Origin of the sequence: Rhizobium sullae, from assembly GCF_900169785.1 — a bacterium.
GTDB lineage: Bacteria > Pseudomonadota > Alphaproteobacteria > Rhizobiales > Rhizobiaceae > Rhizobium > Rhizobium sullae.
The window spans coordinates 82,535-101,160 of sequence record NZ_FWER01000018.1; the positions used below are offsets into that span (position 1 = coordinate 82,535).

Sequence of the window (18,626 nt, forward strand, 5' to 3'; positions counted from 1 at the left end):
GGGGCCGGCTCAACGTGGAACGGCGTGGGCTCTCAGTAGGACCGGCCGTTCGATGAAGACACGCAGCCGCACGCATGGCATCTGCGCCTGCCAGCTTCCGCTCTCTCATTCGTGCCTCGCCTGGTCTGCCTCACCTCACGCCTAGGACATGATGCAGGGCAGGGCAAGGGCGCTGCCTGGGACAGCCGACATGTGGACGCGCAGCGCGCGATGCAATCCACCTTCGTTAGCCCGAACGGTCACACGTACCCTGGGCGGACACCCGGGCATGGATTAGCCCAGGTGTCCGCCGGCGTTTCCGTACCTGCCGGAAACGGAAACAGGATCGCGTTTCTTCGGGCCGATCGAGGTTGCCGTCTTCATCGAAGCGGTTCCAAGGTGCCGCAATGCTTACTGTGTCACGCACGGTGACGGCATGGAGTTCGGCGAAGACAAGCCGCAGCTGCTCGACAGCACGCAGACCGCCCGAGATGCCTCCATAGGATACGAAGGCCACAGGTTTTCCATGCCAGGGTTCGTTGAACGAATCGAGCACGAATTTCAGTGCCGCTGTGAAGCTGTGATTATATTCGGGCGTGACGACGATGAAGGCGTCCACCGCGTTCAGACGGGAGGCGAGACGCTTTACTTCGCGATGACCGTCATCATGCTGGGATGGCAGGTCGAAATCGAGCGGATCGATGATATCGAGGTCGATCAGCGGATAGAGTACAAGCTGCCGGGTCAGCCATTTCACCACCGGGTCGCATATCCGGCCCTGTCGTATGCTTCCGTAGATGACGCCGACTTTGATGGCTGTTTTCATAATTGCCCCTTCTTTACGCTGCGAGGAGCTTGGCTTATAAAACCTCAACCAATATTGAGGTCAATAGGCGTATGGAAACAATTTCATCGACCAATTTCAGCAGGCTTCTGACTGTAGGCGAAGTGGCGGAGCGCAGCGGACTGGCGGTCTCGGCGCTGCATTTCTACGAGGCCAAGGGTCTGATTTCGAGCATGCGCTCGCGCGGCAACCAGCGGCGTTACGGGCGCGATGTCCTGCGCCGTCTCGGCATCATCAAGGTGGCACAGAGGGTCGGCATACCGCTGGCTGAAATTCAGGCGGCTTTCGATACCCTGCCGCAGGGGCGAACGCCGACGGCAGGCGATTGGCAGAAGCTCTCGCAGATATGGAAGGACGATCTGGATTCGCGAATCAAACGGCTGACGCTGCTTCGCGATCGCCTGACCGGTTGCATCGGCTGTGGTTGCCTGTCTATCGAAAGCTGCCCATTGCGAAACCCTTGTGACAAACTGGGCAAGGAGGGAACCGGTGCGCGCCTGCTGGAGGAGGCTTAGGCAGCCGCTGCAGTCGCCCGCATTTAGTTGTCTAGGGCAGTCGCCCCATTACCGATAGATATGCCCCCCTTCCGCCACAAGTCCAACGCCATTAAACGAACTAGAATAGCGACAAATCGAAGATAAATAGAATATCAAACGAACATTCTATGGCAGTGTCTTTTCCGAGGTTTCGATCAGATTAATGTTGCTTTCCGCGCAGACCTTCCTGAGCGATTCGACATTACAGTCGTCAGTAACGAAGGTGTGGACCTGCGACAGGTGGCCAATGCGCACCGGAGCCGTGCGCTCGAATTTGGTGGAGTCGGCAACAAGGACGACGTGGCGCGCATTCGCCATGATGGCTTGGGCGACCTTCACTTCGCGGAAATCGAAGTCGAGAAGCGCACCGTCCGGATCGATCGCCGAAGCGCCGATGACGGCATAATCGACCTTGAATTGCCGGATGAAATCGACGGCTGCTTCGCCGACGATGCCGCCATCCGAATGGCGCACTACGCCGCCCGCGATGACGACCTCGATCGAGGGAAACAGACGCAAACGACTGGCAACGTTGATGTTATTGGTGATCACCATCAGTTCGTGGTGATCGACCAGCGCTTCCCCGACTGCCTCGGTCGTCGTTCCGATATTGATGAAGAGCGAAGCTTTGTCGGGAATAATGTCAGCGGTCGCGCGACCGATCGCGAGTTTCTCACCGGCGGCGATCGAGCGGCGTGCCTCGTATTTCACGTTCTCTGTCCCGCCCGGAAAAATTGCCCCGCCGTGAATACGCGTCAGCACGTGTCCATCGCAAAGGTCGTTCAGGTCCTTGCGAATGGTCTGCGGCGTGACGGAGAAGCGCGTTGCCAGATCATCGACCAGCACGCGGCCTTCGGCTTTGGCGATATCGAGAATCTCCGTCTGCCGTCCGGACAGAAACATGGCTTCGTCTCCCTTTCTTTCGCTGGGCCGGATCATATGTTAAAGCGAAAATTGCGCAATCGGCGACTGGCAGCCGGAGCCGGGAGGGTTTCAAGCGTGTTTCACCCCAAACTTTTTGAAAATCGCAATGTTGTCGTGACCGGCGCAGGGCGTGGAATCGGCCTCGAAGTCGCGCGGCAGTTCCTGGATTGCGGCGCGCACGTCTTGGTTCACACTGGCCGGAATAGCGAAAGGAATTTGCCGGACTTCCTGTTGACGGCAGAGCAGGAGCGACGCGCAGTTCTCGTTGCAGCCGATTTTCTGTCGCCGAACGGCACGGCTGCTTTCGCGGCGAAAGCTCTGGATACTTTTGGCGCGGTGCATGTGCTCGTCAACAATGCCGGCACGATGGTTGGCCGGTTTCCCGCAGGCGCGTTGACGGATGGAGAATACGACACGATCGTCAGGCTCAATCAGACATCCGTCGTTGAGCTTACGCGCGTTCTGCTGCCGGCTTTGCGGGCGGCCCACGGCGCGGCGATTGTCAACACGGTTTCGATCTCCGCGATGACAGGCGGTAGTCCCGGCTCCGCGATCTATTCCGCCTCCAAGGCATTCGTCTCTACCTATTCCAAAGCGCTCGCACGCGAACTGGCGCCAGATGCAATCCGGGTCAATTGCGTATCCCCGGGCACGATCGAAACCGACTTTCACGGGCGTTATTCCTCGCCGGAGAAGCTGGAGCAGACCCGCAAGGGCATACCGCTGCAACGTCTCGGGACTGCCGAGGATTGCGCACCTGCCTATCTCTTTCTGGCTGCGCCATCGCTTTCCGGTTACATCACGGGGCAAGTGCTCGAAATCAACGGCGGCCAGCTTATCTGCTGATTTGCTTGGACTTTTTTTGGTATTTCGACAATTCGGCACAATGCCGGCATGTGGATATGCTATCGTTCCGGTCTACCTGAAGTGCATCCAGCAGAGAGTCCGAATGCCCTTGCCGAAGACCGAGCCGGGAATAACCGGCCAGGAACTGCAGAAGCTTGCCGCCAAAGCCCACGAAGCGAGCGATCTGCTGAAAGCAATGGCACATCAGACCCGGCTTCTCATTCTGTGCATCCTCGCCAATGAGGAAAAGACGGTCAGCCAAATCGAAGAATTGCTCGGTGTACAACAAGCGATGGTTTCGCAGCAGCTTGCGCGGCTGCGCATGGAAGGCCTCGTGAACACGCGCCGGGCAGGCCGTCTCATCTATTACAGCATCGGCAATGCCAATATAACGATCTTCATGGATTTGCTCTTCGGCATGTTTGAAGCGCCCGACGTTGGCTGATGCTTGCAGCCCTTGCGATTATTAACGGCTAAGGCCAAAGATGGCTTGTCTCGAAGGCGGCTGGAGGTCGGATGATCGACAAGCTTGAATTCTTCATTGCCCTTGCCAACGAAAAGCACTTCGGCCGCGCTGCCGAGGAGTGCGGCATCTCGCAGCCCACCCTGTCGGCCGCGATTCGGCAGCTCGAAGACCAGTTGGGTGTCATGCTGGTGCAGCGAGGCTCGCGCTTTCAGGGCCTGACGCCGGAGGGCCAGCGTGTTCTCGAGTGGGCAAGGCGCATCGTCGGCGACACGCGCACCATGCGCGAAGAGATGCGCGCCGCGCGCAGAGGCCTTTCCGGCCACCTGCGCCTTGCCTCCATTCCGACTGCTCTGGCGATGCTGGCGCGGATCACGACGCCCTTTCAAGAGCGGCATCCGGACGTCACCTTCTCCATCGTTTCACGCAATTCGTTGCAGGTGTTGAGCATGCTCGAAAATCTCGAGATCGACGCCGGGGTGACGTATCTTGAAAACGAGCCGCTCGGGCGTGTGACGACCGTGCCGCTTTATGCCGAGCGCTACCACCTGATCACCGCCGCCGGCAGCCCGCTTTCCGATCGCGAAACCGTGACATGGCGTGAAGTGGGCGATCTTCGGCTTTGCCTATTGACCGCCGACATGCAGAACCGCCGGATCATCAACCGGCACCTCGCAGAAGCGGGCTCGAGCGCGCATCCCACCTTGGAATCCGGTTCGATGATCGTGCTGTTTTCTCATGTCAGAACCGGGCGCTGGGCGAGCATCATGCCGCGAAATGTGGCTGAATCCTTTGGGTTTCCAGCCGAAATACGAATGATTCCGATTATCGAGCCGGCGGCCCATCATTCGGTCGGGTTGGTTGCGACGCATCGCGAGCCGTTTACGCCCCTCGTGTCTGCATTGTTGCATGAGGCGAGAATACTCGCAGAGAGCGAAAGTCTTTGATAGAAATTTCCTATCAATCGACGGAACAGCTTTATTGATCGCTCGATGTTTCCCTGAAAGACTTCCTTCGAGGTACCGGATCGGCAGAGGGAGGCCGCTGCGGTGATCGACATAGGAAGCCCTGGGAGGCCCGCCGAAATGAATGCTCATGTCGCCAATGGCGATATTGCCGAACGCACGCGCGCGATTGTTGGTGCCTTGCGCGCTCTTGAAGGTCCACTCCTTCCAATCCTCCATGAAGTTCAGGATGAATTCGGCCATGTGCCGCAGGAAGCGCTTACTGTCATCGCCGACGGGCTCAATCTGTCGCGCGCCGAAGTGCATGGCGTGATGACGTTCTATCACGATTATCGCGATCATCCTGCCGGCCGCCATGTCCTGAAGCTCTGTCGTGCCGAGGCCTGTCAATCGATGGGCGGGGATGCTGTTGCCGATCGTATCAAGACATTGCTCGGTGTCGATTTCCATCAAACTGCGCTCGATGGCAGCGTGACCTTGGAGCCCGTCTACTGTCTCGGGCTCTGCGCTTGCGCACCTGCAGCCATGCTCGACGGCGATCTCTATGGGCGGGTCGATGACGAGACCGTCGCCGAGCTCGTTGCGGAGGCGCGGCGATGAGCGTGACGATTTATGTTCCGCGCGACGCCGCAGCGCTGGCGCTCGGTGCCGAGAAGGTGGCTGAAGCGGTTACCCAGGAGATCGCAGCCCGCGGCATCGATGCGAAGATCGTGCGCAACGGCTCGCGCGGAATGTTCTGGCTGGAGCCTCTGGTGGAGGTCGAGGTATCCGGCAAGCGCATCGGCTACGGTCCGGTCAAAGCGAAGGACGTCGCCGCGCTTTTCGATGTCGGGTTCGCAAGCGGCGATGATCACGCGCTCTGTCTTGGGGAGGTCGAAGGCCTCCCATTCTTGAAGGAACAGACCCGCCTGACCTTCGCCCGCTGCGGCATCGTCGATCCGCTTTCCCTGGAAGATTATGAGGCACACGGCGGTCTCGCGGGGCTTCACCGCGCCGTGGCCATGGCTCCTGCAGACGTGGTCAAGGAGGTCACCGATTCCGGCCTTCGCGGCCGCGGCGGTGCTGGTTTTCCGACCGGTATCAAGTGGAAGACGGTTTTGGATGCCGCCGGCGACCGGAAATACATCGTCTGCAATGCGGACGAAGGCGACAGTGGCACATTCGCGGACCGCATGATCATGGAGGGCGATCCCTTCGTTCTGATCGAAGGCATGGCGATCGCCGGTCTCGCCACCCGCGCCACAAAAGGCTTCATCTACATCCGTTCGGAATATCCGCATGCGATCGCGACGATGACGGAAGCGGTTGAGATCGCCCGCAGGACATGCATTCTCGGCGCTTCGGTACTCGATTCCGGTCGCGCGTTCGATATCGAAGTCAGGACCGGTGCGGGCGCTTATGTCTGCGGCGAGGAAACGTCGCTGCTGAACAGCCTGGAAGGCAAGCGCGGTGTCGTGCGCGCCAAGCCGCCGCTGCCGGCGCACAAGGGGCTCTTTGGCTGTCCCACGGTCATCAACAACGTGATCTCGCTGGCCTCTGTTCCGATCATCCTGGACAAGGGGTCCGCCTTTTACCGCGATTTCGGTATGGGCCGGTCGCGCGGCACGATTCCGCTGCAGATCGCCGGGAACGTCAAGCATGGCGGCCTCTATGAAACGGCCTTTGGTCTCTCGCTCGGCGACATCGTTGACAAGATCGGTGGCGGCACGGCGACCGGACGGCCGGTGAAAGCAGTTCAGGTTGGCGGTCCGCTTGGCGCCTATTTCCCGCGGGCCCTCTTCGACACGCCTTTCGACTATGAATCTTTTGCCGCCAAGGATGGCCTCATTGGCCATGCAGGCATCGTCGTATTCGACGACACGGCGGACATGCTGAAACAAGCGCGGTTCGCCATGGAATTCTGTGCGGTCGAAAGTTGCGGCAAGTGCACGCCCTGCCGCATCGGCTCCACGCGCGGCGTCGAGACCGCAGACAAGATCGCGCGAGGAATCGAACCGGAGAAGAACCGGGCACTGCTCGCCGATCTCTGTAACACCATGAAATTCGGCTCTCTTTGCGCGCTCGGCGGATTCACACCCTATCCGGTGATGAGCGCGATGACGCACTTCCCGGACGATTTCGCGCCAGTACCCTTCATCGAAGCGGCGGAGTAAGGACCTATGTCTCTCGTTCACGAAATCGACTACGGCACGCCGGCTTCGAAATCCGAAACAAGTGTGGCGCTGACCATCGATGGCCGGCAGATCACCGTGCCGGAGGGTACGTCCGTCATGCGCGCCTCGATGGAGGCTGGTATTCAGGTGCCGAAGCTTTGTTCGACCGATATGGTCGACGCGTTTGGCTCCTGCCGCCTGTGTCTCGTGGAGATCGAAGGCCGCAACGGGACGCCTGCATCGTGCACGACGCCGGTTGCGGCGGGCATGGTGGTCCATACGCAGACCGGGCGCCTCAAGGATATCCGCCGCGGGGTGATGGAGCTTTATATTTCCGACCACCCGCTCGACTGTCTGACCTGTGCTGCCAATGGCGATTGCGAACTGCAGGACATGGCCGGCGCCGTCGGCTTGCGCGACGTACGCTTCGGCTATGAAGGCGACAATCACGTCAAGGCACGCAACAACGGCGACATTAATCTCAAATGGATGCCGAAAGACGAGTCGAACCCGTATTTCACATATGATCCGTCGAAATGCATCGTCTGCTCCCGCTGCGTGCGCGCCTGTGAGGAAGTGCAGGGAACCTTCGCGCTGACGATCGAAGGCCGCGGTTTCGGCTCGCGCGTTTCGCCAGGCATGCACGAGCATTTCATCGATTCCGAATGCGTCTCATGCGGCGCCTGCGTGCAGGCCTGCCCGACGGCGACACTGACGGAAAAGTCGGTCATCCAGATTGGCCAACCGGAACATTCGGTCGTGACCACCTGTGCTTATTGTGGCGTCGGCTGCTCCTTCAAGGCGGAAATGCGCGGCGAAGAGCTGGTGCGCATGGTGCCGTGGAAGGATGGGCAGGCCAACCGAGGGCATTCCTGCGTCAAAGGCCGTTTCGCGTACGGCTATTCGACGCACAAGGATCGCATCCTCAATCCGATGATCCGCGAAAAGGTCACCGATCCCTGGCGCGAAGTGACTTGGGACGAAGCCTTCGCGCATGTGGCGTCGGAATTCCGCCGCATCCAGTATCAATACGGCCGCGACTCGATCGGCGGGATCACCTCGTCGCGCTGCACGAACGAGGAGACCTTCCTTGTCCAGAAGCTGATCCGCGCAGGCTTCGGCAACAACAATGTCGATACCTGCGCCCGCGTCTGCCATTCGCCGACGGGTTACGGTCTTGGCCAAGCCTTCGGCACATCGGCTGGCACGCAGAATTTTGACAGCGTCGAAGATTCTGATGTGGTCGTCGTTATAGGTGCCAATCCGACGGATGGGCATCCGGTCTTCGGATCCCGCCTGAAGAAGCGCCTGCGCCAAGGCGCCAAGCTGATCGTCATCGACCCGCGGCGCATCGATCTCGTCAGAACGCCGCATGTCGAGGCCGCCTATCACCTGCCGTTGAAACCAGGCACCAATGTCGCGGTCATGACCGCGCTTGCGCATGTGATCGTCACCGAAGGGCTCTATGACGAAGCCTTCATCCGCGAACGCTGCGATTGGTCAGAATTCGAAGATTGGGCGGCTTTCGTCGCCGAACCACAGCACAGTCCGGAAGAGACAGAGAAGTTCACCGGCGTTCCCGCCGAAGATCTGCGTGGTTCTGCTCGCCTTTATGCGCGCGGCGGCAACGGGGCGATCTATTACGGCCTCGGCGTGACCGAACACAGCCAGGGTTCTACGACCGTTATGGCGATCGCGAACCTGGCGATGGCGACCGGCAATATCGGTCGCCCGGGCGTCGGCGTTAATCCGCTGCGCGGCCAGAACAATGTGCAGGGCTCCTGCGACATGGGTTCGTTCCCCCACGAGCTGCCGGGCTATCGCCATATCTCGGACGATGCGACACGCGATATTTTCGAGAAGCTGTGGGGCGTCAAACTCAACAACGAACCCGGCCTTCGCATTCCGAATATGCTGGATGCTGCCGTGGAAGGCACATTCAAGGGCCTGTATGTCCAAGGCGAGGACATTCTCCAATCCGACCCGGATACAAAGCATGTGGCCGCCGGCCTTGCCGCTATGGAATGCGTCGTGGTTCAAGATCTCTTCCTGAACGAAACGGCAAACTACGCGCATGTCTTTCTGCCGGGGTCGACCTTCCTGGAAAAGGACGGGACTTTCACCAACGCCGAACGCCGCATCAACCGCGTGCGCAAGGTCATGACCCCACGCAACGGCTATGGGGACTGGGAGGTAACGCAGAAGCTGGCCCAAGCGATGGGGCTTGGCTGGAACTATCAGCATCCATCCGAGATCATGGACGAGATTGCGGCAACGACGCCGAGCTTCGCGCTGGTTTCCTACGACTACCTGGAAAAGATGGGCTCGGTGCAGTGGCCCTGCAACGAGAAGAACCCGGAAGGTTCGCCGATCATGCATGTGAACGGCTTTGTTCGCGGCAAGGGCAAATTCATCCGCACCGAATATGTGGCGACCGACGAGCGCACGGGGCCGCGCTTCCCGCTGCTGCTGACGACCGGCCGCGTCCTCAGCCAATACAATGTCGGCGCCCAGACGCGGCGCACCGACAACGTCGTCTGGCATGCCGAGGACCGGCTGGAAATCCATCCGCATGATGCCGAAATGCGGGGCATTCGCGATGGCGACTGGGTCAAGCTGGGCAGCCGCTCCGGCGATACATCACTGCGGGCGCTGATCACCGATCGCGTTGCGCCCGGGGTCGTCTACACAACCTTCCATCATCCGAACACGCAGGCAAATGTCATCACCACAGACTTCTCCGACTGGGCGACGAACTGCCCGGAATACAAGGTGACGGCAGTGCAGGTCTCGCCTTCGAACGGTCCATCGGATTGGCAGATCGAATATGACGAGCAGGCACGTCAGAGCCGCCGGATCGCCGGCAAGCTGGAGGCAGCCGAATAATGAAAAGGCGGCCGACGCGCATTTCCGTCAACCGAATCGCCCGGAAGGGCGGGGTCATGATGCCGGGTGAGCGCGTCGTGCCGGAGGAAGTACCGGTTGCCTTTTCCTATGGCGGCACATCGCATGCCGTAATGATGGCGACGCCGGACGATCTGGAAGACTTTGCGGTTGGCTTCAGCCTGACGGAAGGCATAATCCAGGACGCGAGCCAGATCTCCGCAATCGAAATCATTGATGAGGAGCGGGGTATCGATGTCCAGGTAACGTTGATAGACGACGTCGCGGATGCCTTGCGTGCGCGCCGGCGCAGCATGGCCGGACCGGTCGGTTGCGGACTTTGCGGCATCGAATCTATCGAACAGGCTGTCCGTCAGATACCCGATGTTTCCTCTGCGGATCTCAAGCTGACGCATGGCGATATCGTCCGCGCCGTCTCGCTGCTCAATGACGCCCAGCCGCTTCACCGGGAAACACGGGCGGTACATGGAGCGGGCTTCTACGTTCGTGGAAAAGACCTGCTCGCCGCTCGCGAGGATGTTGGCAGGCACAATGCGCTCGACAAGCTCTGCGGTGCCGTCATTCGCATCGGAACGAGCGGCTCAAGCGGGGCTGTAGCTGTCACAAGCCGGCTGTCCGTCGAGATGGTACAGAAGGCTGCGATCCTCGGAAGCCCCGTTCTCATCGCGATTTCCGCGCCGACGGCTCTTGCCATCCGAACCGCCGAGCAAGCGGGCATGACGCTCGTTGCGCTTGTGCGCGGCGATGACTTCGAAATTTTCACCCACCCGCACCGTATATTGCCTGAAAGTATTGCCGATGTCGCATGATCCGCATTCCAAGCTCGTCTACATGGCCAACCAAATAGCGACCTTTTTCAAGAGCCAGCCGGAAAGCGAGGCGGCTCAAGGTGTTGCGACGCATATCAACAAATTCTGGGAGCCGCGCATGCGGCGGCAATTGTTTGAAGTACTAGAAAAAGACAGCAACAGCCTGAACGCGCTTGTCGTTGAGGCCGCATCTCTGATCCACCGGCCCGAGCCGGCGGAGCCAATCCAGAAATAAACATCGATTTCACGCGAGAGGGGAAACAGGCATTTCGCCTGCTTAAGCATGAATTATTGCAAGCAAAGCCATTAATCTGGAGGAATTATTCATGACTGCAGCGGAAACAAGTACCACAGGTGATATAGCGGGTCTCGGCCTGCTTGATCGAGACAGGATCATTGCTAAGCCGGGTTTCAATCGCTGGCTCGTGCCACCGGCAGCGCTCGCCATCCATCTCTGCATCGGCATGGCTTACGGCTTCAGCGTCTTCTGGCTGCCGCTTTCAAAATCACTTGGGATCACGGCATCGACTGCGTGCCCCGAACTGACGCTCGCGTCTGCATTGTTCACGACGACCTGCGACTGGCGCGTCGCCGATCTCGGCTGGATTTATACGCTCTTCTTCGTTCTGCTCGGCTGCTCAGCGGCTATCTGGGGCGGCTGGCTGGAGCGTTCCGGACCGCGTAAAGCCGGCTTCGTGTCCGCGTGCTGCTGGTGCGGCGGTATTCTCGTGGCTGCCGTCGGCGTGATGACGCATCAGCTATGGCTGATGTGGCTTGGTGCCGGTGTGATCGGCGGCATTGGTCTCGGTCTCGGCTATATTTCGCCGGTGTCGACGCTCATCAAGTGGTTTCCAGACCGCCGTGGTATGGCGACGGGCATGGCTATCATGGGCTTCGGCGGCGGGGCGATGATCGGCGCACCGCTTGCCAACCTGCTGATGAACTATTTCAGGACCGATACCTCGGTTGGCGTCTGGCAGACCTTCATCGCCATGGCGATCCTCTATTTCGGCTTCATGTTGGGCGGTGCGTTCGGCTATCGCATCCCGCCCGCCGGCTGGCGTCCGGAAGGCTGGACGGCGCCTGCCACCAAAAGCACGATGATCACGACAAAGCATGTCCACTTGCGCGATGCGCACAAGACTAAGCAGTTCTGGCTGATCTGGGCCGTGCTTTGCCTCAACGTGTCGGCCGGTATCGGTGTTATCGGTATGGCCTCGCCGATGCTGCAGGAAATCTTCGCCGGCTCGCTGATCGGTCTGCCTGACGTCGGCTTTGCGCAGCTTGATGCGGCGCAGAGAGCATCCATTGCCACGATCGCTGCCGGGTTCGCCGGGCTTCTGTCGCTCTTCAACATCGGTGGTCGCTTCTTTTGGGCCTCGCTCTCCGACAGGATTGGCCGCAAGAATACCTATTATTGCTTCTTTATCCTCGGTATCGCGCTTTACGCGTTCGCCCCGACCTTTGCGGGCATCGGCAACAAGGCGCTCTTCGTCGTCGCCTTCGCCATCATCCTCTCGATGTATGGCGGCGGCTTCTCGACAATTCCGGCTTATCTTGCCGACATCTTCGGCACGCAATTCGTCGGCGCGATCCACGGCCGACTTCTGACAGCATGGGCAACAGCCGGCATCGTGGGTCCTGTGGTCGTCAACTATATCCGCGAAGCGCAGATTGCAGCCGGTGTTGCCCCCGGACCGGCGCTCTACACAGGAACCATGTATATCCTGGCCGGCATGCTGGCGCTCGGCCTGATTGCCAATGCCCTGGTTCGGCCACTTGCCGGCAAGTGGTTCATGTCCGATGAGGAAGTCGCCACACTTCAGGCGAAATCTGCCGCTGCGAGTATCGGCCCATCCGGCTCGTTCGGCATCGGCAAAGGTGGTTTCGACGCGAGGGCTCTGCTTGCCTGGGCTGTTGTCGGCATCCCGCTGCTTTGGGGTGTATGGGTCACGCTGAAGGCGACTCTTGCTCTGTTCGGCTGATTTTGCCCATTATCGAAAATCAAGGCACGCGCTTCGGCACGTGCCTTTACGTCGGCACATAGGCCACAGCTACCTCGCATGAAGGCAGACATTAAAAAAGCCGCCGTGCAGCGGCTTTCTTCGGAACGTTATGCTTCGGTGGCTTAAGCTGCCAGCTCGTCGGTTTCGTTTTCTTTGAACATCTTGGCGAGGTTCAGGAAGCAGATCATGCCGTTTTCCGATGCGATGACGCCTTCGCAATAGGCGCGATCGAACGACGCCGTCACTTCCGGTACGGGCTGAACCTGGCTGGAGGCAATCGTCAGAATGTCAGAGACGCGGTCGACAAGCATGCCGATGACCATGCTGTGCACCTCTGCGACAACAATGGCGCTGCGTTCATTGGCGACGGTGCTCTTCATGCCGAGCTTGTAGGCGAGATCGATGATCGGGATAACGGAACCGCGAAGGTTCATGACGCCGATGACGTCAGCCGGCGCATGCGGGATCGGCGTCGATGGTGCCCAGCCGCGGATTTCGCGGATGGTTGTCGTCTTCACGCAGAACTCCTGATCGTGGAGACGGAACGCGATGATCTCGAGAGTATCGCCGCTGAAGTTATTTGAGTTGATCGTGGTCATTAGAAAGTCTTCCCAAGCCCGGCAGAAGCGGCTGCGCCACCATTGGCGCGAACACCCCTGCCTTCACACCACGCGACGTCCTCGCAATGATTTTCGAGGCCTCGTTACGATTATCCGGGACATTACCGGAAGAGTGTTGCGCAAATCTAAATTGCCATAGCAGACCGCAAGGTTTCTGGATTCCCTTGCAGTTTTGACCAACAATGGAAGCCAGAAGGCCCTTGCCTATGCGATTGTCTTCTCGATCTCAGAGACAGCCCATTCCACCTGTTCTTTGGTAATGACGAGCGGCGGCGCCAGGCGGATCGTATTCTCATGCGTATCCTTTGCCAGGAGGCCCCGCTCCTTAAGGCTGTAGCAATATTGCCGCGCGCCGCCTGCTTCCGGCTCCAGCTCGATCGCCATCATCAGGCCGCGGCCGCGCACGTCTTTGACGATATTGGAACGGATCGATCTCAGGCCGTCGATGAAGTATGCGCCCATTTTCTCGGCATTTTCGATCATGCCTTCCTCGGTGAGCGCTTTCAGCGCCGCGCGGGCGACGGCGCACGCAAGCGGGTTGCCGCCGAACGTCGAGCCGTGCTGGCCGGGTTTCAGGACGCCGAGAACTTCCGAGTTGGAGAGGACGGCCGATACCGGATAGAAACCACCGGAAAGCGCCTTGCCGATCAGCGTCACGTCGGCTTCGATGCCTTCATGCTCCTCCGCCAGAAGCTTGCCCGTCCGGCCGAGCCCTGTCTGGATCTCGTCGAGGATTAGCGTGACGTTATGGGCCGTGCACAACTCGCGGATACGCTTGAAATAGCCCGTAGGCGGAATGACGACACCAGCTTCGCCCTGGATCGGCTCGATGAGGGCGGCAACGGTATTCTCGTTGATCGCGACTGCAAAGGCCTCCGCATCGCCGAAGGGAACCGTGCGAAAGCCCGGCGTATAGGGACCGAACCCGGCACGTGCGTCGGGATCAGTGGAGAAGCTGATGATAGTGAGCGTCCGGCCGTGGAAGTTATCGGCACAGACGATGATCTCCGCCTTGCCTTCCGGAACGCCCTTCACCTCATAGCCCCACTTGCGAACCGCCTTGATGGCTGTCTCGACGGCTTCGGCGCCGGAGTTCATCGGCAGGATCTTGTGAGAGCCGGTGAGCGCTGCCAGCTCCTCATAGAGATGAGCGAGCTGGTCGTTGCGGAATGCGCGCGAGGTGAGCGTGAGCTTTCCGGCCTGTTCGATCATCGCAGCCAGGATCTTCGGATGGCAGTGCCCCTGATTGACCGCTGAATAGGCGGAAAGGCAATCGAGATACCGCTTGCCGTCCGTATCCCAAACGTACACGCCTTCGCCGCGGGTCAGAACGACATCGAGCGGCTTGTAGTTGTGCGCACCAAGCAGCTGTTCGGTGGCGATCAGATTTGCAGATCCTGTCATTGCCGTTTCCCCCTATGCGGCGCGTGTCGGACGATCGAAGATGCGGCGGCCGAAGAGGCTTGCCGTCAGCTCCACGAGAACGCGAGCGCTCTTGCCACGATCATCCAGAAATGGATTGAGCTCGACGAGATCAAGCGACGAAACGAGCCCGCTGTCGGAAAGCATTTCCATGACGAGGTGCGCCTCGCGGAATGTCGCGCCGCCGGGAACGGTGGTGCCGACGCCGGGTGCGATATCCGGATCGAGGAAATCGACATCAAGGCTTACATGCAGGAGGCCGTTCGCCTTTTCAATCGTGCTGACGATATGGCGCATGGTGGCTGCGATGCCCTGCTCATCGATGGAGCGCATGTCGAAGACATTGATGCCGTGTTTTTGGATTTCCACGCGCTCGGACGGATCGACGGAGCGAATGCCGACCTGAAACACATTGCGCGGATCAACGAGGGGTCGGTCCCTGGGCAGGATCTCCGCGACCTCGGCCTGGCCGCAGAAGAAGGCGACGGGCATGCCGTGCATGTTGCCGGAAGGCGACGTCGCCGGCGAATTGAAGTCGGAATGGGCGTCGAGCCAGAGCACGAAGAGCGGGCGGCCCTTTTCAGCCGCGTAGCGCGCCATGCCGGAGACGCTGCCCATCGACAGGCTGTGATCGCCGCCAAGAATCAGCGGAAAACGGCCGGCCGCGGCGGCGTCGTAGGTGCTTGCTTCGAGCGCACGCGTATAGGCGCCGATGAGACGCAGATTGTGCGCCTTCGGATGGTTTGGAAGGTCGCGCGCAGGAACGACGAGGATGTCGCCTTCATCGCGCACATCATGGCCGAGGTCGATCAGCGTCTGGTCCACACCGGCAATGCGCAGCGCTGCCGGCCCCATCGCCGCCCCGCGCCGACCAGAGCCTTCCTCTACCGGAACACCAATGAGTGTGACTGATCGAGATTGAACTTCCATTCTGGGCGCTCCGGTTCGAAATTGGATTGACGCATAATCGGATATCGACGTGACGGCAAAAAGATGGAAAAGTGTCAGAAATGAAATCCGATTATGCACTTTGCTAAGTGTGTTTCGCCAAAGTGATCGCTATGGACGACCTTGACCAAGAACTTCTCAGTGCGCTTCGCCATAATGCGAGAACGCCGGTATCCTCTCTTGCCGCGATGACCGGCGCGTCGCGTGCGACCGTTGCCGCCCGCATCGACCGGCTGGTCGCAAGCGGCACCATTGCCGCTTTCACCATCCGTACCGGCCATGAGACACGCGCCGCCGGCGTTCGCGCCATCGTCATGATCGAGGTTCTCGGCAAACTCGCAGACCGGGTGGCCGATCAGTTGCGCGGTCTTCCGCAGGTGCGCGCGTTGCACAGCACCAACGGCAAATGGGATTTCGTCGCAGAGCTTGAGGATCACGATCTCGTCTCCTTCGATGAGACGCTGCGCCGTATCCGGCTCATCAATGGCATCAATTCGACCGAAACCAGTATCCTGCTGAAAACCAGGAAGACCGGATTCTAGTATTCATGCTCGTAGACGATGCCGGCTTCGCCAGCACCGTTTCCGCCTGCAGCACCGCGCAATTTCACGCCACGCCCGATATCGAGATTGATGATCGCCTTGGCGCCTGCCTCGCCGCCCTGCTGTAATTCGAAATAGGTGCGCTCATTCAGATAGCGGCCGACGCTGACGCTCGTCTGCCCCTTCTCGTCTGTGCTGATATTGAGGTCGTCGACACCAAGCTGGTTGCGGAGTCCCTCGAAAAGCGAGGTTGAGCGTCCGCCCGCTAGCTGGCTCACCGCATCGGCGAGCTGCGCGATCTGGACCGGCGAGAGCTTCGACATGGATTGGCCGAAGATCAGCTGCGCCAGCACCTCGTCCTGCGGCAGGGTCGGCGAGGACGAAAAGGTGATCGAGGGATCCGTAGCAAGTCCCGTGACGTCGACGGTGAGCGTCGTCGTTCCCGATGTGGAGCTTGCTTCCATATCGAGCGTCGGCGTCAAATCGCCAGCAAAGGTAATACGGCTCCTGTCGGTAAAGTTCAGGCGCCGACTAAGGATGGTCAAGCGTCCGCGGCGCATGGTGAAGCCGCCGGAAACGACGGGCGTTGCAGCCGTTCCTCTGATCGTAACACTGCCACCGAGTTCCGAATCGATGCCGCGGCCGCGGACGAAGATTTGCGAGGGCGCGTCAATCTGCAGATCGAGCGCGAGTATCGTGGATTTCTCGCCGGGCTTCTGCGCGTTTTCGTCGCGCAGTTGGGCACGCACCGCCGATGGTGCATGGAGGTGTTTGATGTTGATTTCCCGCAGTGAAGTCGGCAGTTTGTCCGGCACGGTGATCGATGCTTTTTCGACGTTCAACCTGCCGCTCAGCGTTGGGTTGGTGAGCAGCGGACCCCGGAGGCCGAGATTGCCGTCGACCGTCGCGACGACAAGCGTTCCGTCAACATAGACTGCCCTGTCGAGCCTAACCTCGATGTTTACCGGATAGCCGCTGCCCGGTCGGATCCCGATCGTTCCACTTGCCGTAACGCTGCCGCCGCTCACGAAATTGCCGCTCAGGCGGGAGATGGTGGCCTGTTCGCCATTCATGGTGATGTTGGCGGTGACATTGTTGAGCGCAAGGTTTCTGCGGACATCGACCAGCTTGGCGCCGCTCGTCGTAATGGTCCCATTGACGATAGGCCCGGCAGCCGTGCCGGTGACACGGAGGTCTATGTCGGCGGTGCCTTCCGCGACGAAGCCCTGCTGCGCCAGCTGTGCGCCCAATATGGCAAAGGGGGGGTTGCCGCGGAATTGCAGATTGAGGGCCCGGTTGCCCGTGATCGCAACGGTGCCGCCGCCTTTCATGGAAAGGCCGCTCTCGCCTATAAGGTTGGTATCAATCGTAAGGTTGTTGTTGGCGAGTTTGCCGCTTGCCGCGATTTCGAACGGCGAGAGGCCCGCGCCTTTGGTCTGGCCCGTTGCCGCATCCTTCCAGTCAAGCTTGAAATCGACGGTCGGTGCGGAAAGGGAGCCGGAAACCGATACCGTTCCAGAGATCGTTCCCGACGCGGCGAGGCCGGGCACGAAGCCGTTTGCCACGCTCGCCGGAAGATTGGAGATATTGGCGTCCACCTTGAGGTTCTTGACGGCCGTCCCCTCTATCATGACATTGCCTCCGGCCTTCAGCGCCACGTTGCCGGCGCCGTTCAGATCGGCATTGAAGTCGAGCCTGTTATTCGCAAGCTTGCCAGTCGCGTTCAGTGCGAGCTGGGACAGTCCTGCCTTCTTGGTGTGGCTGGTTGCCGCATTCTTCCAGTCGAGTTTGAAATCGGCTGCGGGGGAGGCGAGGTTTCCCGAGGCCGTAACCGTCCCTGAAATAATGCCTTCTGCTGCAAGACCTGGCACGAAATTGTTGGCTATGCCTGCCGGAAGATTGGCAATGTTGGCGTCAACGCTCAGGCTCTCCACTGTCCTGCCGGCAAGCGCGGCATTGCCGGTCGCTCTCAGCGAGGCGCCATCGGCGCCACGCGCATTTGCATCGAAATCGAGCCTATTGGCGGCAAATTTGCCGCTCGCGCTGAGATCCAAGGAGGACAGCCTTGCACCCTTGGTTTGGCTTGTGGCTAGGTCCTTCCAATCGAGCTTGAAATCAACGGCAGGTGAAGTGGGTGTACCGGAAGCGGTCACGGTTCCCGAGACAGTGCCGGAGGCAGCTAGGCCTGGTACGAAGCCGTTTGCGATGCTTGCGGGAATGTTGGCGACGTCGGCGTCGATCTGCAAACTCTGAACAGTCTCCCCGGCAACAACAATGTTACCCGCCGCTTTCGCAGCCACGTTTCCCGCGGCATTCGCATTTGCATCGAAGTCGAGCCTGTTATCTGCAAATTTGCCGGTTGCGCTCAGCCCGAGCGCTTTCAATCCGGAAACTTTGGTATGGCTTGTGGCTGCGTCCTTCCAGTCGAGATCGAAATCGACTGCTGGCGCAACAGGCGTTCCCGATGCTTTGGCAGTTCCTGAGATCGTGCCCTCCGCAGCAAGTCCGGGCACGAAGCTGTTTGCAATGCTTGCCGGGACATTGTTGAGATTGGCATTCACGTCGAGGTTTTGGACCGTCGTTCCCGCGATAACGATATTCCCGTCCGCGCTCAGTCCCATGTTGGCTGCACCGGTCAGGTCCGCATCGAAGTCGAGTTTGTTGT

At 59.8% G+C, this 18,626-nt stretch carries 17 protein-coding genes; 11 read left to right on the forward strand and 6 right to left on the reverse strand.

What is annotated here, in order from left to right; genetic code table 11:
• Positions 1–226 precede the first annotated feature (226 nt).
• A complete protein-coding gene (locus BN1800_RS18355) occupies positions 227–805 on the reverse strand; it encodes an NADPH-dependent FMN reductase (protein WP_086999965.1) in 579 nt (192 codons plus the stop codon).
• Between the two features lie 71 nt (positions 806–876).
• On the opposite strand from BN1800_RS18355, the gene soxR reads away from it, so the two are divergent.
• On the forward strand, positions 877–1,338 hold the full coding sequence (gene soxR / locus BN1800_RS18360; protein ID WP_086999966.1) for a redox-sensitive transcriptional activator SoxR: 462 nt from the start codon (positions 877–879) through the stop codon (positions 1,336–1,338).
• A gap of 147 nt (positions 1,339–1,485) precedes the next feature.
• On the opposite strand, the gene BN1800_RS18365 is transcribed toward soxR, so the two are convergent.
• Positions 1,486–2,262 carry a DeoR/GlpR family DNA-binding transcription regulator gene (locus tag BN1800_RS18365; protein WP_027511687.1) on the reverse strand — a complete coding sequence of 259 codons (777 nt, stop codon included), beginning with the start codon at positions 2,260–2,262 and terminating at the stop codon, positions 1,486–1,488.
• Positions 2,263–2,358: 96 nt separating this feature from the next.
• On the opposite strand from BN1800_RS18365, the gene BN1800_RS18370 reads away from it, so the two are divergent.
• The 9 genes from BN1800_RS18370 to BN1800_RS18410 all read left to right on the forward strand — a co-directional run bounded on the left by BN1800_RS18370 (position 2,359) and on the right by BN1800_RS18410 (position 12,408).
• A complete protein-coding gene (locus BN1800_RS18370) occupies positions 2,359–3,129 on the forward strand; it encodes an SDR family NAD(P)-dependent oxidoreductase (RefSeq protein ID WP_027511686.1) in 771 nt (256 codons plus the stop codon).
• Between the two features lie 103 nt (positions 3,130–3,232).
• Positions 3,233–3,574 (forward strand): ArsR/SmtB family transcription factor, encoded by a 342-nt coding sequence (locus BN1800_RS18375; protein ID WP_027511685.1) that lies wholly within the window; start codon positions 3,233–3,235, stop codon positions 3,572–3,574.
• A gap of 71 nt (positions 3,575–3,645) precedes the next feature.
• Positions 3,646–4,539 (forward strand): LysR family transcriptional regulator, encoded by an 894-nt coding sequence (locus BN1800_RS18380; RefSeq protein WP_027511684.1) that lies wholly within the window; start codon positions 3,646–3,648, stop codon positions 4,537–4,539.
• Positions 4,540–4,677: 138 nt separating this feature from the next.
• Positions 4,678–5,157 carry a formate dehydrogenase subunit gamma gene (locus BN1800_RS18385; protein WP_027511683.1) on the forward strand — a complete coding sequence of 160 codons (480 nt, stop codon included), beginning with the start codon at positions 4,678–4,680 and terminating at the stop codon, positions 5,155–5,157.
• On the forward strand, positions 5,154–6,710 hold the full coding sequence (locus BN1800_RS18390; RefSeq protein ID WP_086999968.1) for a formate dehydrogenase beta subunit: 1,557 nt from the start codon (positions 5,154–5,156) through the stop codon (positions 6,708–6,710). The genes BN1800_RS18385 and BN1800_RS18390 overlap by 4 nt, the downstream gene beginning before the upstream one ends.
• A gap of 6 nt (positions 6,711–6,716) precedes the next feature.
• Positions 6,717–9,596: a formate dehydrogenase subunit alpha gene (gene fdhF, locus BN1800_RS18395; RefSeq protein WP_086999970.1), complete on the forward strand. Its 2,880-nt coding sequence runs from the start codon at positions 6,717–6,719 to the stop codon at positions 9,594–9,596.
• Entirely contained in the window at positions 9,596–10,423 is an 828-nt protein-coding gene (gene fdhD, locus BN1800_RS18400) for a formate dehydrogenase accessory sulfurtransferase FdhD (RefSeq protein WP_086999972.1), read from the forward strand. Before fdhF ends, fdhD begins: the two co-directional genes overlap by 1 nt.
• Entirely contained in the window at positions 10,413–10,658 is a 246-nt protein-coding gene (locus BN1800_RS18405) for a formate dehydrogenase subunit delta (RefSeq protein ID WP_027511679.1), read from the forward strand. Before fdhD ends, BN1800_RS18405 begins: the two co-directional genes overlap by 11 nt.
• A 91-nt stretch (positions 10,659–10,749) precedes the next feature.
• Positions 10,750–12,408, forward strand: coding sequence for an OFA family MFS transporter (locus BN1800_RS18410; protein ID WP_086999974.1), 1,659 nt, complete (start codon positions 10,750–10,752; stop codon positions 12,406–12,408).
• A 143-nt stretch (positions 12,409–12,551) separates the two neighbouring features.
• Here the strand turns inward: BN1800_RS18410 and BN1800_RS18415 are convergent, their stop codons facing one another.
• The 3 genes from BN1800_RS18415 to rocF form a co-directional block, all read right to left on the reverse strand.
• The gene (locus BN1800_RS18415) at positions 12,552–13,028 is read right to left on the reverse strand and encodes a chemotaxis protein CheW (RefSeq protein WP_027511677.1); all 477 of its coding nucleotides are present in this window, start codon (positions 13,026–13,028) and stop codon (positions 12,552–12,554) included.
• A gap of 225 nt (positions 13,029–13,253) precedes the next feature.
• Positions 13,254–14,453, reverse strand: coding sequence for an ornithine--oxo-acid transaminase (gene rocD / locus BN1800_RS18420; RefSeq protein ID WP_086999976.1), 1,200 nt, complete (start codon positions 14,451–14,453; stop codon positions 13,254–13,256).
• Positions 14,454–14,465: 12 nt separating this feature from the next.
• Complete coding sequence (gene rocF, locus BN1800_RS18425; RefSeq protein ID WP_027511675.1) at positions 14,466–15,401, reverse strand: arginase; 936 nt, start codon at positions 15,399–15,401, stop codon at positions 14,466–14,468.
• A gap of 131 nt (positions 15,402–15,532) precedes the next feature.
• On the opposite strand from rocF, the gene BN1800_RS18430 reads away from it, so the two are divergent.
• Positions 15,533–15,961, forward strand: a complete 429-nt coding sequence (locus BN1800_RS18430) for an Lrp/AsnC family transcriptional regulator (protein WP_086999978.1) — start codon at positions 15,533–15,535, stop codon at positions 15,959–15,961.
• Here BN1800_RS18430 and BN1800_RS18435 read toward each other — a convergent pair.
• On the reverse strand, positions 15,958–18,626 hold a 2,669-nt coding region (locus BN1800_RS18435; protein WP_179213821.1), incomplete at its 5' end, for a translocation/assembly module TamB domain-containing protein. The two genes, BN1800_RS18430 and BN1800_RS18435, sit on opposite strands and share 4 nt — an antisense overlap.